16 protein-coding genes are annotated in these 13,860 nt (G+C 69.9%); 7 read left to right on the plus strand and 9 right to left on the minus strand.

Features of this window, described 5'->3' with window-relative positions:
* The first annotated feature begins 135 nt into the window (after nt 1-135).
* From ABZV58_RS20025 to ABZV58_RS20040, 4 genes are read left to right on the plus strand one after another with little or no spacing between them, the layout of a single operon-like run.
* Nucleotides 136-2,484 carry a nitrate- and nitrite sensing domain-containing protein gene (locus ABZV58_RS20025; RefSeq protein ID WP_355001627.1) on the plus strand — a complete coding sequence of 783 codons (2,349 nt, stop codon included), beginning with the start codon at nt 136-138 and terminating at the stop codon, nt 2,482-2,484.
* A complete protein-coding gene (locus ABZV58_RS20030) occupies nt 2,484-2,879 on the plus strand; it encodes a roadblock/LC7 domain-containing protein (protein ID WP_355001628.1) in 396 nt (131 codons plus the stop codon). The genes ABZV58_RS20025 and ABZV58_RS20030 overlap by 1 nt, the downstream gene beginning before the upstream one ends.
* Nucleotides 2,876-3,250 carry a DUF742 domain-containing protein gene (locus tag ABZV58_RS20035; protein WP_355001629.1) on the plus strand — a complete coding sequence of 125 codons (375 nt, stop codon included), beginning with the start codon at nt 2,876-2,878 and terminating at the stop codon, nt 3,248-3,250. Before ABZV58_RS20030 ends, ABZV58_RS20035 begins: the two co-directional genes overlap by 4 nt.
* On the plus strand, nt 3,231-3,845 hold the full coding sequence (locus tag ABZV58_RS20040; protein WP_355001630.1) for an ATP/GTP-binding protein: 615 nt from the start codon (nt 3,231-3,233) through the stop codon (nt 3,843-3,845). Before ABZV58_RS20035 ends, ABZV58_RS20040 begins: the two co-directional genes overlap by 20 nt.
* Nucleotides 3,846-3,924: 79 nt before the next feature.
* On the opposite strand, the gene ABZV58_RS20045 is transcribed toward ABZV58_RS20040, so the two are convergent.
* From ABZV58_RS20045 to ABZV58_RS20055, 3 genes are read right to left on the minus strand one after another with little or no spacing between them, the layout of a single operon-like run.
* Nucleotides 3,925-4,290, minus strand: coding sequence for a hypothetical protein (locus tag ABZV58_RS20045; protein ID WP_355001631.1), 366 nt, complete (start codon nt 4,288-4,290; stop codon nt 3,925-3,927).
* A 4-nt stretch (nt 4,291-4,294) separates the two neighbouring features.
* Nucleotides 4,295-4,813, minus strand: a complete 519-nt coding sequence (locus tag ABZV58_RS20050; protein WP_355001632.1) for a hypothetical protein — start codon at nt 4,811-4,813, stop codon at nt 4,295-4,297.
* The gene (locus tag ABZV58_RS20055; RefSeq protein WP_355001633.1) at nt 4,810-6,843 is read right to left on the minus strand and encodes a PEP/pyruvate-binding domain-containing protein; all 2,034 of its coding nucleotides are present in this window, start codon (nt 6,841-6,843) and stop codon (nt 4,810-4,812) included. Before ABZV58_RS20055 ends, ABZV58_RS20050 begins: the two co-directional genes overlap by 4 nt.
* A 343-nt stretch (nt 6,844-7,186) precedes the next feature.
* Between ABZV58_RS20055 and ABZV58_RS20060 the strand changes: the two genes are divergently transcribed.
* Nucleotides 7,187-7,432, plus strand: a complete 246-nt coding sequence (locus ABZV58_RS20060) for a hypothetical protein (protein ID WP_355001634.1) — start codon at nt 7,187-7,189, stop codon at nt 7,430-7,432.
* Nucleotides 7,433-7,441: 9 nt separating this feature from the next.
* Here the strand turns inward: ABZV58_RS20060 and ABZV58_RS20065 are convergent, their stop codons facing one another.
* The 4 genes from ABZV58_RS20065 to ABZV58_RS20080 all read right to left on the minus strand — a co-directional run bounded on the left by ABZV58_RS20065 (nt 7,442) and on the right by ABZV58_RS20080 (nt 9,654).
* Nucleotides 7,442-7,939, minus strand: coding sequence for a hypothetical protein (locus ABZV58_RS20065; RefSeq protein WP_355001635.1), 498 nt, complete (start codon nt 7,937-7,939; stop codon nt 7,442-7,444).
* Nucleotides 7,940-8,001: 62 nt separating this feature from the next.
* On the minus strand, nt 8,002-8,535 hold the full coding sequence (locus ABZV58_RS20070; RefSeq protein WP_355001636.1) for a hypothetical protein: 534 nt from the start codon (nt 8,533-8,535) through the stop codon (nt 8,002-8,004).
* Nucleotides 8,536-8,718: 183 nt separating this feature from the next.
* Complete coding sequence (locus ABZV58_RS20075; RefSeq protein WP_355001637.1) at nt 8,719-9,135, minus strand: NUDIX domain-containing protein; 417 nt, start codon at nt 9,133-9,135, stop codon at nt 8,719-8,721.
* Between the two features lie 9 nt (nt 9,136-9,144).
* On the minus strand, nt 9,145-9,654 hold the full coding sequence (locus ABZV58_RS20080; RefSeq protein WP_355001638.1) for a helix-turn-helix domain-containing protein: 510 nt from the start codon (nt 9,652-9,654) through the stop codon (nt 9,145-9,147).
* 53 nt (nt 9,655-9,707) lie between these two features.
* On the opposite strand from ABZV58_RS20080, the gene ABZV58_RS20085 reads away from it, so the two are divergent.
* Together ABZV58_RS20085 and ABZV58_RS20090 are read left to right on the plus strand one after the other, a co-directional pair.
* Nucleotides 9,708-10,514, plus strand: coding sequence for a thioesterase family protein (locus ABZV58_RS20085; protein ID WP_355001639.1), 807 nt, complete (start codon nt 9,708-9,710; stop codon nt 10,512-10,514).
* A gap of 25 nt (nt 10,515-10,539) precedes the next feature.
* Nucleotides 10,540-11,955: an MFS transporter gene (locus ABZV58_RS20090; RefSeq protein ID WP_355001640.1), complete on the plus strand. Its 1,416-nt coding sequence runs from the start codon at nt 10,540-10,542 to the stop codon at nt 11,953-11,955.
* A 51-nt stretch (nt 11,956-12,006) separates the two neighbouring features.
* On the opposite strand, the gene ABZV58_RS20095 is transcribed toward ABZV58_RS20090, so the two are convergent.
* Together ABZV58_RS20095 and ABZV58_RS20100 are read right to left on the minus strand one after the other, a co-directional pair.
* On the minus strand, nt 12,007-12,825 hold the full coding sequence (locus tag ABZV58_RS20095; protein WP_355001641.1) for an ABC transporter permease: 819 nt from the start codon (nt 12,823-12,825) through the stop codon (nt 12,007-12,009).
* Nucleotides 12,825-13,784: an ATP-binding cassette domain-containing protein gene (locus tag ABZV58_RS20100; protein WP_355001642.1), complete on the minus strand. Its 960-nt coding sequence runs from the start codon at nt 13,782-13,784 to the stop codon at nt 12,825-12,827. The genes ABZV58_RS20095 and ABZV58_RS20100 overlap by 1 nt, the downstream gene beginning before the upstream one ends.
* Nucleotides 13,785-13,860: the final 76 nt, after the last annotated feature.

Below are 13,860 nucleotides of genomic sequence, written 5' to 3' on the forward strand. Positions count from 1 at the left end.
CGCGGTCGGGAGACAAATCGGACCTGCCCATGTTTCGTTCAGTCGTGGATCAGCTTCGTTTCGCGTTGTCAAATCGAGTCCCGCTCAGCGGGACCGGAATTACAGCCGTGTAGTCCGCTGAATTACGGTGTCCCGATGTTCAGAGCGAGGCTCGGTGTCCGGAGCCGGATACTGGCGATCGCGCTCCTGCCGAGCCTGACTCTGCTCGTCATCGGCGTGGGTGCGGCGGGATACCTGGTCGATCAAGGCAACACCGCGAAAGACTGGGCGGCCCAGATGCAGGCCGCGATTCCCTCGACCAGGGAATTGATGGAGGCGACGCAACAAGAACGCCACCTCACCCTGGCGCACTTGGCGGGCGACGATTCGAACGGCCCAGCGCTCACCGCGGCGCGGGTGCGGCTCGACGGCGCGCTGCGCAAGTTGCTGGAGGCCTCCGAGGGAATCCGCGAGGTGGACGACTCGAAGATCGGTGACGACCTCGCCGGGTTCAACACCCTGGCCGAGCATCTGGCCGGCGTTCGCGCGCAGACGGATTCGCGCCAACTGCCGATGGCCGAGGCGTACGGCTTCTACAACCGGCTGCTCGATGTCGTCTCGGTGGGCTCGCAGGTCGCCCAGCAGTCCGCGCCGGACGCCGAGATCGGCGTGGAGATCACCGAGGGCATGCGGTTGCTCTACGCCGCCGAGGCCATGTCGCGCGGTCACGCGCTGGCCGTCGCGATGGTCACCGCGAACGGCGACCTGCCACTGCCGGTCGAGGAGTACCTGCGCCAAATCGGCTTCTACCACACCGAGATCGGACTGCTGGCCAGCGAAATCGACATCGAGCAGCGCGAAGCGGCCGCCGCGCTGACCGGATCCGAGGCGTGGCAGCGGCTGTCCGCGATGGAGAACGCCATCGCACGGCGTTACGTCGCGCCCGTCGAGGACGAATCGTCCACCGGCACCGCGAGCCGCGAGGAGGCCGAGCCGCTGCCGCTCTCCCCGCAGGACTGGCAGGCCGCCGCCGCGGAGATCAACCGCGGGCTGCTCGATCTGTGGATCACCCAGAACAAGCACACTCAGCGGCTGGCCGAGGAGAAGTCGTCCGATTCCGCGCTCACCTCGCTCTTCGGCGGCGGTGGCGTGCTGCTGGTCAGTGTCGCCGCGATCGTGGTCGCCGTGCTGATGGCCAATCGGATCATCCGGCGGCTCAAGGGGTTGCGCGGCGAGACCCTGGCGCTGGCCGACGAGCGGCTGCCCGACATGATGCGCAGGCTGCGCGCGGGCGAACAGGTCGATCCCGCCGAGGAGACGCCGCGCCTGGACTACGGCCGCGACGAGATCGGCGAAGTGGCGCAGGCTTTCGAACACGCGCACGCGGCCGCGGTGTCGGCGGCGGTGGACGAGGCCCGCACCCGCGAAGGAGTCAAGGCGGTCTTCCTCAATATCGCCCACCGCAGTCAGATCGTGGTGCACCGGCAGCTGGAGATCCTGGACGAGGCCGAGGCGCGCCAAGAGGATCCGGCCTTGCTGGAGACGCTGTTCCGGCTCGACCACCTGGCGACCCGCGAGCGCCGCAACGCCGAGAACTTGATCATTCTGGGCGGCGGCCAGCCGGGCAGGCAGTGGCGCTACCCGATTCCGCTGATGGATCTGGTGCGTTCGTCGGTCGGCGAGACGCTCGACTACGCGCGGGTGCGCGTGTCGCGGCTGCCCGAGGTGCGTGTGCTGGGAACGGTGGTCGCCGACCTCGTGCACCTGCTGGCCGAGCTGGTCGACAACGCCACCGCGTTCTCCCCGCCGCAATCGCGGGTGGAGATCTTCGGCAACGTCGTCGGCCGCGGTGTGGTCGTCGAGGTCAGCGACCAGGGCATGGGCATGCCCGAGGCCGAGCTGGAGCGGGTGAACGAGATGCTGCGCAACCCACCGGACTTCGGTGTCGCCACGCTCTCGGCAGATTCGCGCCTCGGGCTTTTCGTGGTGGCGCAGCTGGGTGTCCGGCACGGTGTCACGGTGCGGCTCGCGGAATCCGATTACGGCGGCATCCGCGCCATCGTGCTCCTCCCGACCGCGCTGCTGGTCACCGAGACCGCGCCGAGCGCACCGGAGACACCGGCCACCGATCAGACGCGACGCCCGCGGCATCCGGTGCCGTTCATCGAGGCGCCAGGAACCGAAGCGCCCGGCGGCGCTACCGAACCGACGGCCGCGGTGCTCACCATGGACCCGCCCGCCGCGCCGAAACCCGAACCGGCGGCGCCGGATCCGAACGGATCGACCTCCGCCCCGCCCGCGACCACCGCCGACTGCAGGCCAGTGCTGCCCAAGCGCAACCGACAGACCAATCTCGCGCCCCAACTGGCGCAGCCGTCGACCCCGGAACCCGTCGCCGAACGTGAGCGTTCCGCCGAACAGGCCCGGGATCTGATGTCCGCCATCGAGAATGGAACCCGGCAGGGTCGCCGTGCGCAGCCCGCCGACGAACAGGAAGGCGTGTAGTGACCGCTCCCAAACCCGGTGATCTCAACTGGCTGCTGGACGATCTGGTGGATCGGCTGGCCGGTGTGCGGCACGCGGTGGTGCTGTCCACCGACGGACTGCTGCTCGGCCGCTCCGCCGCGATGACCCGTGACGACGCCGAACACTTCGCCGCCATGTCCTCGACGCTGTACGGGCTCGCGCGCAGCGCGGGCAGTCGATTCGACGGCGGCGGCGTGCGCCAAGCGGTCATCGAACTCGACCGCGCCGTGCTTTTCGTGACTTCCGCGGGCGACAACGCCTGCCTCGCGCTGCAAGCCGCCGAGAACGCGAATCTCGGCATGGTGGCCTACGAGATGAACGTGACCGTCCAGCGTGTCGGCTCCTATCTGTCCACCCCCGCCCGATTGCCATGACGCGCCGGGGTGAGCCGTGGTTCGACGACGCGGCCGGACCGCTGATCCGGCCGTACGCGCTGACCCGTGGACGCACCATGGGCGCAGGTCACGATTTGGACATCGTGACGGTGGTGATCACCGCCTCTCCCGCACCGACAATGCGCAGGCCGGAGCCCGAATACGCGGAAATCGTGCGCCTGTGCCGTGATCCGCAATCGGTGGCCGAGGTGGCGGCCAACTTGAAACTTCCCCTTGCGGTGACCAAGATTCTCGTCGGCGACCTGATCGGCGAGGGACAACTGATCTTCCGGGCTCCGGTGCAACCGGAGGCTGGCCCCGGCGATCTCAACATATTGCGAGCGGTACTGGATGGCATCAGAAAACTTTGACCCCGCCCGGCTCGATCCCGACGGGGCCCAGCACTTGGCCGCGTCGGTCAAGATCCTCATCGCCGGCGGCTTCGGCGTCGGCAAGACCACGATGGTGTCGTCGATCAGCGAGATCGCGCCGCTACGCACCGAGGAACTCATCACCGAAGTCAGCAGCGGCGTCGACGATCTCTCGGGCGTCGAGTCCAAATCGACCACCACGGTGGCGTTGGACTTCGGCCGCATCACCATCGACCGCGATCTGGTGCTGTACCTGTTCGGCACGCCGGGACAGGACCGGTTCTGGTTCCTGTGGGACGAGCTGTCCCGCGGCGCGCTCGGCGCGGTGGTGCTGGCCGATACCCGGCGCCTCGGCAATTCCTTTGCCGCCGTGGACTTCTTTGAGCGACGTGGGCTGCCGTTCATGGTCGGGGTGAACTGCTTCGACGGGGCGCCGCGCTACACCGAGGACGAGGTGCGCGACGCACTCGATCTCGACCAGGAGACCCCGGTGATGCTGTGCGACGCCCGTCACCGCGAATCGGCCAAGAACGTGCTGCTGACGCTGGTGCAGCACCTCATCGAGCTGGCCGGACGCGAGCACGTCACCACCTGAGCCGACGCGCCTGACGGGCGCTGCCGGACGTAGTCCGTGCCCAGCTCGCGCACGGCCGGGAGCGAAGGCGGAGGTACGCCTACCCGGCCCGCGAGCCGAGGTAGCGGCCGAGCACGCCGTCGACGGTGAAGTCTTCCAGGCAGCCGACGAGGCGGCGTTCGGTGTGCTCGCCGAGCGCCGGTGTGAGCGTCACCGTCCAGGCGTCGCCGTCGGCCACCGGGCCCGCGACCATGCGCACGTGGTTGACGTGGCTGGCGCACTTGTCCCACAAGCGAAGTGCGGGCTCGGTCGACCCGTCGGCGTCCTTGGCGCGCGCGTCGAAGCGCACCACCTGCGTGCTCGCCGCCGCGCCCCGATCGGTTTCGAACTTCATGTGCTGCGCCATGACGAGCAGTACCGTCGCGACGAGGACCGCGCCCGCAGCGAGCAGCAGAATCCGGCGCATCGGGTCACCGCCGCGATCGCACCAGCGGGCCGTGCAGCAGATGCAGGCGGTCCGCGCGCGGGGTGAGGAAACCGTTGGGCGGCAAGTGCAGCCGGTCCAGGCGGTCGACGATGTGGCGTTCGGTGACGGGGCCCGCGGTGGCTTTGGCGAGCCGCTCCACCAGCCACGCCACCCCGGTCAGCAGCACCCCGCTCGCCAGCAGCACCGGAACGAACACCCCGAGCCGATCGGGTCTGCTGAGCCAGGCGAAGGTGACCCGCGGCGCGGGTGTGGCCGCGTGCACGATCCGCGCGGTGCGCGCCCGGTCCGCCGCCGCTCCGAGTTCGCGCTGCATGTCGCGCAGTCGCTTGGTCAACAGCATGGCGACCAGCGCGATCTCGGCGGCGATGAACAGCACCGCGGTCAGAATGGCGCGGTTCCACTCCCACCGGTACAGGTAGACGAAGACGTAAGCGCCCGTGGCGATCAGCGTGCCGATGGCGAGCAGCACGCCGAGCCCGCGCGCACCGCGATCCCGAGTCATCGGTGTTCCTCCGTCTCGATCGATTGCCGCACTTCGCCGCTGCGCCCGTCCACCTGGACCACCGCGCCGTCGGGCAATCGGCGGGTGGCGTCGGGATAGCCGACCACCACCGGGACGCCGTGCTCGCGAGCCAGGATCGCCAGATGACTGAGCGGACTTCCGGTTTCGGCGATCAGGCCCGACAGCCGCGGCACCACCACGGCGAGCCGCGGATCGAGATGCCGCACGACCAGGACCGATCCCGCGGGCGGACGATCGCCGATGTGCACCATGCCGCGGCCGACGCCGCCGCCCGCGCCGATGCCGCGATCGGTGCGGCCGCGTCCCCTGGACACCGCGATCGGGAAACCATCGGTGGCAAGCCGGAATTCGGCGGGCAGCGGAAGATCGTCCGGCGCCGTGCGGTCGGCCAGGTCGTCCGGTAGCCGCCGGTATCGCACTGCTGTGCGCAGTTCGTCCAGCGACAACAGGGTCGAAGTGCTTGGATCGTCCAGCAGTCCGGCCGCGGCGAGCCTGCCGCCGAGTTCCCACGCCGCCCTCGCCCCGAGTTCTTGCACCCAGCGGGCGCGCAGCCGCAGCGCCTCCCTGGCCAGCGCGAGCTCGCCCGCACCGTCGTCGATGGGCAGCGGGTCACCCTCGACTTCGGGCACTCGCGGGGGCGGACCGATCCGCGGCGGGGTCAACGCCAGCACGACCGGCAGTTCCTCGATCACCCGTTCCTCGGGCAGACCGGTGGCGCGGGCGGTGGCGAGCGCCGACAGCGCCATCTCGGCCGCGGTGGGCGCGGATTCGCCCTTCCCGCCGAGCATTCCGGCCAACGCCTCGTAGCCGTGCAGCGCAGTCAGCGCGGTGCGGGTGTTGTCGAGCACCGCGAGCAACGCGAGGTCGGGGAGTTCGGTGAGCGGCGGCACCTCGGCCAAATCCGTGTCGACGCGCTCGCAGGTCTGCTGAGCCAGGTCGGGCAGCGCCACGGCGAGCCTGCCGACCCGCATGGCCGCGCCGAGCCGCCGCACTCCTGGCCGCGGATCGAGCAGCCGCGCGAGGCTGCGGCGTGGGCGCACCACACCGAGCAATTCGAGATCGGCGACCGCGATTCCGCGCACCGCGGTGGCGACCGGTGACTCGTGCAGCGCGCGTGGCGACGCGGCTCCGGTCATATCGATCGCGACACGGAGGCCATCGGCGAGGGGCGAAAGCCACAGATCCTGTTCGAGCGGGCGCAGCGGGTCGGGAAAGGTCTCGGCCAGCGGACCGGGTCCGAGGACCGGGCCACGCGCCGGTCCGTGCAAGGCGGTGACCGGCCGGGCCTGTAGCAGGATCACCCGGCCACGCGCGTCGATCGCCCATTCGATGTCCAGCGCACCGCCGAACACCCGCTCCGCGCGCAGCGCCAGCCGAACGACTCTGCGCCGCAGCCCGATCGGCAGCGGATCGGCCTCGGGCGTCGCGACCGAGGTCACGCGTCCGCGCCGGGTCATGGTCGCGGTCCACCCGCCCTCGGCGCCGCCGACGACCGCGCTGGGTCCGCGCCGCGAGGCACTGATCATCATGCGGTCGGTGCGCCCGGTCACCGGGTCGGCGGTGAAGACGACGCCGCCCCAGCCCGCCGCGAGGAACGGCTGCACGAGCACCGCCATCGCAGCGTCCACGCCCGCGCCGAGGTCGGCCGGCGGTCCCGAGGCGAGCACCTCGTCGACGGCGTCCCGGAATCCCTGCCAGTCGCGCACGTCGAGCACGGAGGTGAACAATCCGGCCATGGACTGGTGCGCACCGTCCTCGGCGACCGAAGAGGACCGCACCACAAGGGCTTTCGCGCCCGCGCCGGACAGGCCGCGCCATTCGGCTTCGGGCGGGTCGCCGCGGTGCGACCACGCGGTGGTCAGGACGAAGCCCTCCAGCACGGGCAGGCCGTGCGCGGCGGCCGTGGCCAGCGCCGCCGCCTTGGCGCCGGTGAGCTCGGCATCGCGCGCTCGCGGATCGCGCAGGGCGACGATGCCTGGCCGGTTCGTGGTGGTTGTCGTGATGGTCATCGAACCGCCTTCGACGGAAGAACAACGCTGTTTCGGGGGCCGACCGGTCGAACCTAAGAGGAGATGACCTCTCCACTTAGGCGTCTCCCCAGTGTTTCCCCGGAGTCCGGCGCCTGTCAAGGAATGGACGTTCGTCTTGCGAGTCGCGCAGTTCACTGCCCCGTGGTCTGGCGGCCCCCTACTGTTCACGGTACGATCCCGCGCCCGCGCCGAGCGCCTCGCGCGCACAACGTTATTCACCGGCAACGCGGTCGCGACCCAGAAACGAGTGCCCCGGCAGTTCGGGGCTGTCGGGCCGCCGCTCGCTGCTTCGATACTTGCCGCGAACGAAAGGAAGATTCCAATGTCACTGTCTCCGAACATCAGAAAAGCCCTGGTCACCCTCGCCGTCTCCGGCGCGCTGGTGACCTCGACGGGGCTGGTCACCGCGCCCGCTCAGGCCGCACCGGCGCCGGTACCCGCCGCTTCCGCGGCGGTCGCGGATTCCGGATCGGCCAGTGGCTCGGCCACTTACGGCCGCGACTTCGTCGAGCTCATCGTCTGCCTGCTGAAGGGGCAGTTCATGGGCTCGAAGTACCCGCTCTGCTGACGGGGTCGTTCACACCTGGCTGAGCCAGGACAGGAAGACGAACACCCCCGCTACGGCGAGGACGAGCGCCGCCGGGACCGGCCAGGCCGGCCCGGCGCGTTCGAACAACTTGCGAATCAGCCGCAGTTGCAGTGCGCCGAGCCCGGCGAGCACCGCGAGCCAGACCGGAAGCAGACCGACGCCGAGCGCCGCGTGCACCGCCCACGCCCCCGCCAATGTCGGCCCGCCCCAAGAGTTCTCGTAGTCGTCGGCCGCGACCAGCGGATAGCAGACGCCGCGGACGACGGCGATAGCCGCGAGGAAGACCAGAAACCAGGCCAGCAGGCCGACGCCCGCGCTCAGCACCGAATGCGCCACGACCCGAGCGGGCGTGATCCCGCGTCGACGGATCGGCTCACGCAGCCACCTGCGCGGCATGCGCATCCGAACCGCGACCGGCGCGGCGGCCAGCGGCAGCGCGACCACCGCGTAGGCGGCCCAAAGGGCGAGCGAGCGAACCGACCTCATACTGGGACCGTATCGCGGGGCAGGCGATGCCGCCCGCTCGCACCCCGGAGGCGATGTCCGCTTTACCGAGCCGTCCGTCGGCGCGGTTTCGCGCGTACGGCCGCGTGCGCATCGCGGAGCAGACCGGGCGCCAGGCTCCGGTGAACGGCCGACAACCGGCCCCAGATGCGCTCGGCGATCGGCCGGTCGTAGTCGATGATCGTGGCCAGCGACAGATGCTCACCATCGATGTGGACCACCAGATTGCCAGTGAGCATCCAAGAGGGCGCGGCGAGCGTGATCCAGTTGTCGCCCCGTGCCGCGATCCGCCAACCGGCTACGTGGTCAGGTGACCGCCGCCAGGCGAGGCGTATGCCGAGTAGAACGCGCCAGATGAACTGCCCCTGCAAGCCCGCGACGTCCCCGAAGGCGGCGCGCGCCCACTGTTCCGGCGACCAGTCCCCGGCGTCGCCGGTGACGAGCGTGAACAGGTCGATGTAGTCGGGATCGGGGATCGTGGCGAGCGCCAGGATCGCTTCGGGAATCTGGTGCTGCTGGAAGACGGGCAACTCGACGTCGTCCCCGGTCATCTCGTCGGCTCGTGACAACTCCTGCATCGTGCGTCCTCCTTCGCCCACCGGACCGTCTTATACGGTGCCGTATATGACCAGGTTAGACCTTGCATACGGTGGCGTATAGATGATCCGGTGTGAGAGCGGGCACGGCCTCGGTAGAGCGGATGCCAAGTACGGCAAGCGAACCGAGCGGAGTGCGGATCGACCAGGTACGGCGGACCGGCTTCAGTGCAGCAGACCAGCCGCGGCCAGATCGTCGAAGAGCAACTGGTCGACCGGCGGCACGGAGTCACGATCGGCGTAACCGAACCAAGCCATCTCATCGATCTCGCTGCTGGCGGTCAGAGTGCCGCGATAGTCGGCGGTGTAGCAACTCATGCGAACGGTCACGCCATCGGCCGGTCCGTGCACCGCCGCCTCGTAAGTGCCGACGTGCCGGGCGGTTTCGGGCACCAGCGTGACGGTGAGCTCCTCCTCGATCTCGCGCAGCAGCGTCTGCAGATCCGTCTCCGCGCCTTCCCTCTTGCCGCCGGGAATGTAGAAGATGTCCTTGCCGCGTGGTCGCGCGCACAGGATGCGACCGTCTTCGATCCGCACCCACGCGACCGTATCGATCACCGTCTCCACCCGCGCGTCCGTCACGCGCGCAGCCTATCGCGGCGGCGCGCTGCGGGCCGCGTCCTGGGCCAGCGCGGCCGGGATCAGCGACTTGTCACGGGCGCCGGGACCGTACATCGGCCGCAGTTCACGCCCCTGGACGCGCTCGCCGCACTCCGAGCACACCGGTTCGATCGTCGTCCGATGGCCGCAAGTGGTGTGCACCGTCTCCAGCGGCGGACCGTCCGGCGCGGCCCATTCGTCGCCCCACTGCCGCATCGCGGTGACGACCAACCACAGCGAACGCCCCTTCGGCGTGAGCCGGTAGTCGTGCCGAGGCGGATTCTCCTGGTACGGAACCTTTTCCAGGATTCCGTTGGCCACCAGGTGCTCCAGGCGTTGGGTCAGCACATTGCGCGCGATGCCGAGCCTGGCGCGGAAGTCGTCGAAGCGGGTTACGCCGAACAGGGCGTCGCGCACGATCAGCAGCGTCCACCACTCGCCCACCACCTCCAGACACTGGGCCAGCGAGCAGTTCATGTCCTCGAAGCTCGTCCTGCGCATGCCGACAGCCTAGTCGGTTGCTTCAAAGAACTCACTACCCTATGGTGCGTTTCATGAAGCAACTCACTGACCGGCCGCTGGCCGAGGAGTTCGCGCTCGACGCGACCGGCCCCGGCGCCTGGCAGGCCCGGGTGGATCGAACGTGGCGGGGCTGGACCGGCCCGCACGGCGGCGTGATCGCCGCGCTGCTCGTGGCGGTGGCCCGGCGGGCGACGGGCGAGGAACTCCCGCTGCGCGCCGTTGATCTGCGTTTCCTCGGCAGGCCCGTCGACGGCGCGTTCGTCTTCTCGGCCACCGCGCGCCCACTCGGGCGCGGCACCGCGATCGTCGACGTGATAGCGCGGCAGGAATCGGGCGAGGTCGCCGCGGCCTCGATCACACTCGGCCGCACCGCGCCGAGCTCGGTGCCGGACCGCGCCGAACGTCCTGCCCCCGAGGTCGCGGCCGCCGATGCCTGCGCGACCTTCCGATTGCCGCCCGAAATCGTCCCCGTGGGAGCGCATTTCGACATCCGGCCCGCCGCGGGCCCGCTGCCGTTGACCGGCGCCGCGCAGGCGTGGATGTGCGCGTGGATCGCCCTGAGCCCGCCGATGATCATCGACGCGGCCACCCTCGCGATCCTGGCCGACGCGCTGCCGCCCGGCATCTTCCCTACCCTGTCCGCTCCGATCGCCGTCCCGACCGTCGCGTTCTCGATGCACCTGCACACCGACTTCACCGCGCCCGCCGGGCAGCCGGTATTGGTGCGCGCCGCGAACACCGGCACCGGCGGCGGCTGGTCGGTGGACGACGTCGACATCTGGGACGCGACCGGGCGGTTGCTGGTCTCGGCCAGGCAAACCCGTCGAGTTCTCGGCTGAAGCGGAGGAACGTGTGAATACCGCTGTGCCCACAGAAAATCGGCCCGCTGCCGATTCGCGGCTCGTGCTCGGCATCGTGTCCGTCGGTGTCCTGCTGTCGAGCCTGGACCTGTTCATCGTCAACGTGGCGCTGCCCGACATGGCGCGCGAGTTCGGCGGCGCCGAGCTCGCCGGACTGTCCTGGGTGCTGAACGCCTACGCCATCGTGTTCGCGGCACTGCTGGTTCCCGCGGGACGCCTGGGCGACCGCGGCAGCAATCGGACCACCTTCCTGCTCGGCTTGGCCGTGTTCGTGCTCGGTTCCGCGGCGTGCGCGGCCGCGTGGAATGTGGCCTCGCTGGTGGCGTTTCGGGTGTTGCAGGCGGTTGGCGGGGCCATGCTCACCCCCTCGTCGCTGGGTCTGGTGCTCGCGGCGACACCGCCCGAGCGCCGGGCCACGGCGGTGCGCCTGTGGGTGGCGTTCGGCGGCCTCGGCGCGGCGCTGGGGCCGGTCGTCGGCGGACTGCTCGTCGAAATCGATTGGCGCTGGGTATTTCTGGTGAACGTGCCGATCGGGCTCGTCGCCCTCGTCGCCGGTCTGCGCAGGTTGCCCGATCCGCGCGGCGACGGTGGCGCGCTGCCGGATCTATTCGGCGCGGTCGCGCTGGTCGGGGCGATCGCCGCGGTGGTGCTCGGACTGGTGAAGGGCGAGGACTGGGGATGGACGTCACCGGAGGCGCTCGGCGCTTTCGCCGCCTCGGCGGTGTTCGGTGTCGCCTTCGCTGTTTCCTCGGCACGTCACCACAGTCCGGTCGTCGACCCCGGTTTGCTGCGGGCCCCGAATTTCGCGCTGATGGCGGCCAATTCGGTGCTGTTCCAGGTGGCCTTCGCGGGCATGCTGCTGTCGGTGGTGCTGTGGGCGCAGAACGTATGGGGGTGGTCGGCGCTGCGCACCGGGCTAGCCATCGCGCCGGGGCCGCTGGTGGTGCCGATCGTCGCCGTCTTGGCGGGCAGGCTGATCGGGCGTGTCGGCGCCGGTCCCGTGATCGCCGCGGGCGGTGTGGCTTTCGCCGCGGGCATGGTGTGGTGGGCGCGCGCGATCGAGCTCGCGCCGGACTATCCCGCGGGTCTGCTTCCCGGCATGGTCGTCAGCGGTCTCGGCGTCGGCCTGACGCTGCCGACCGCGTTCGCGGCGGGCACCAGCGGCATTCCGCCGCAACAGTTCGCCACGGGGTCGGCGGTGTTGAGCATGGCGCGCCAAATCGGTTTGGCCGTCGGTGTCGCCGTGCTGGTCGCGGTCCTCGGCTCTCCCGGCGACCCACTCGCCACCCTCGATGCTTTCCGTCGCGGGTGGTACGTCGTTGCCGCGGTCGCGCTCGCCGCGGGCCTCGTCGGGTTCGGCGCCAGGATGCCGCGTCCCGCTGTGCCGGAAGCCGCCGTTCTCGAAACATCGCGGCCGTAGAGAACGTTCGCTGCCCGGCACGATCGGTAGTGCCGGGCAGCGAACGAGTTTTCAGCGGCTCAATCGCTGGAAGCGACGCACCGCGAGCGGCAGGAAGATCGCGGTCAGCACCAGCGGCCACACCACCGCCATCAACACCGCGTGCTGTTCGATCCACGAATCACCGCTGCCCACCGGCGTTCCGAACAGTTCGCGAGTAGCGGCCACGGTCGAGGAGATGGGATTCCACGCCGCGATGTGCCCGAGCCAGCTCGGCATCAGCTGCGGAGCGACGAAGATGCTGGAGATCATCGTCAGCGGGAACGCGACGGCGAACAGCCCGCCCGCCGCCTCCGGATTCGGCACGATCAGCCCGAGCCAGACGCCGAGCCAGATCAGCGCGAATCGCAGCCACAGCAACAGCGCGAAGGACGCCGCCGCGCCGAGGATTCCGCCGTCGGGTCGCCAGCCGATCGCGTAGGCGGTGATCATCAGAATGGTCAGCTCGGCGCAGGCCACGATCAGATCGGTGACGCCGCGTCCGGACACCACCGCCGAAGGCGCCATCGGCATCGAGCGGAATCGGTCGATGACGCCCTTGGTCGCGTCGTAGACGACGAGCGTCGCGGTGTTGATGAAGCCGAACGCCATCGTCATCGCGAACATGCCCGGCATCAGGAAGTCCCGGTAGTCGCCGCCGCCGGGCACCGTCATGGCACTGCCGAAGACGTAGCCGTAGAGCAGCACCGACAGAATCGGGAAGCCGAGCTGCCAGGCGATGTTCACCGGCTGGCGCTGGTAGTGGGTCAGCCCGCGCCGCACCACGTTCCAGCAGTCGGCGAACGCCCAATACACGCGGGAGCGGTTCTGCACGAGATCGATCGTGTTCATCAGGCGGCCTCCTCGGCGGTCGTGCGGTGTCCGGTCAGCTGGAGGAACACGTCGTCGAGACTCGGTCGGCGCAGGCCGATGTCCTCGACCGCGATGCCTTCGTCCTGCAGCGTGCGCGCCACGTCGGTGAGCGCGGCGACGCGGTCGGTCACCGGCGCGTACACCCGGCGCTCGGCGTCGTCGGTGTCGGGCTCGCCGGTGCAGACCCTGGCGAGCACCTTGGCCACCAGCGGCAGATCGGCGGCCTCCGTGGCGACCACCTCGATCAGGTCGCCGCCCACGGTGTTCTTCAGACCGTCCGGGGTGTCGTCGGCGATTGCGCGACCCTGGTCGATGACCGTGATCCGGGAGGCGAGCCGGTCGGCCTCCTCGAGGTATTGCGTGGTGAGCAGCACGGTGGTGCCGTCGGCGACCAACGCGCGCACCGACTCCCACACCTCGCCGCGGCTGCGCGGATCCAGTCCGGTGGTCGGCTCGTCCAGGAACAGCACATCCGGGGCCAGGATCATCGAGGCGGCCAGATCGAGCCTGCGCCGCATGCCGCCGCTGTACTTGCCGACGCCGCGGTCGGCGGCCTCGACGAGATCGAAGCGCTCCAGCAGTTCGGCGGCCCGCTCTTTGGCCCCGCGCCCGCCGAGATGGAACAGCCTGCCGAACATCTCGAGGTTCTGCCGTCCGGTGAGCACCTCGTCGACCGCGGCGTACTGGCCCGTCAGCCCGATGCGGGCCCTGACCTCCCTGGCTTGCCGCACGACATCGAGTCCGGCCACCGTCGCGTGGCCGTCGTCGAGCCGGATCAGGGTGGACAAGATGCGCACGGCGGTCGTCTTGCCCGCGCCATTCGGGCCGAGCAGGCCGTGCACCGTGCCGCGTCGCACGGTGAGCTCGAAGCCGTCGAGCGCGTTCTTGTCCCCATATCTCTTGCGCAAGCCCTCGGCCCGCACCGCGTAGTCGTTCACCGCATCCTCCCTGTGGACCCTTAACTGGGTACGTTGTACCCGAATTAGGGTACAACGTACCCAGTTCTGCGCCAAG

The sequence above is a fragment of the Nocardia sp. NPDC004654 genome (assembly GCF_040609595.1).
In the GTDB taxonomy this organism is placed as follows: Bacteria; Actinomycetota; Actinomycetes; order Mycobacteriales; family Mycobacteriaceae; genus Nocardia.

Excerpts from the sequence above, each read along its gene's own strand:
- ABZV58_RS20025 (WP_355001627.1), top strand. The coding sequence starts at position 136 with ATGTTCAGAGCGAGGCTCGGTGTCCGGAGCCGGATACTGGCGATCGCG.
- ABZV58_RS20035 (WP_355001629.1), top strand. The coding sequence starts at position 2,876 with ATGACGCGCCGGGGTGAGCCGTGGTTCGACGACGCGGCCGGACCGCTG.
- ABZV58_RS20040 (WP_355001630.1), top strand. The coding sequence starts at position 3,231 with ATGGCATCAGAAAACTTTGACCCCGCCCGGCTCGATCCCGACGGGGCC.
- ABZV58_RS20045 (WP_355001631.1), bottom strand. The coding sequence starts at position 4,290 with ATGCGCCGGATTCTGCTGCTCGCTGCGGGCGCGGTCCTCGTCGCGACG.
- ABZV58_RS20050 (WP_355001632.1), bottom strand. The coding sequence starts at position 4,813 with ATGACTCGGGATCGCGGTGCGCGCGGGCTCGGCGTGCTGCTCGCCATC.
- ABZV58_RS20055 (WP_355001633.1), bottom strand. The coding sequence starts at position 6,843 with ATGACCATCACGACAACCACCACGAACCGGCCAGGCATCGTCGCCCTG.
- ABZV58_RS20060 (WP_355001634.1), top strand. The coding sequence starts at position 7,187 with ATGTCACTGTCTCCGAACATCAGAAAAGCCCTGGTCACCCTCGCCGTC.
- ABZV58_RS20065 (WP_355001635.1), bottom strand. The coding sequence starts at position 7,939 with ATGAGGTCGGTTCGCTCGCTCGCCCTTTGGGCCGCCTACGCGGTGGTC.
- ABZV58_RS20070 (WP_355001636.1), bottom strand. The coding sequence starts at position 8,535 with ATGCAGGAGTTGTCACGAGCCGACGAGATGACCGGGGACGACGTCGAG.
- ABZV58_RS20080 (WP_355001638.1), bottom strand. The coding sequence starts at position 9,654 with ATGCGCAGGACGAGCTTCGAGGACATGAACTGCTCGCTGGCCCAGTGT.
- ABZV58_RS20085 (WP_355001639.1), top strand. The coding sequence starts at position 9,708 with ATGAAGCAACTCACTGACCGGCCGCTGGCCGAGGAGTTCGCGCTCGAC.
- ABZV58_RS20095 (WP_355001641.1), bottom strand. The coding sequence starts at position 12,825 with ATGAACACGATCGATCTCGTGCAGAACCGCTCCCGCGTGTATTGGGCG.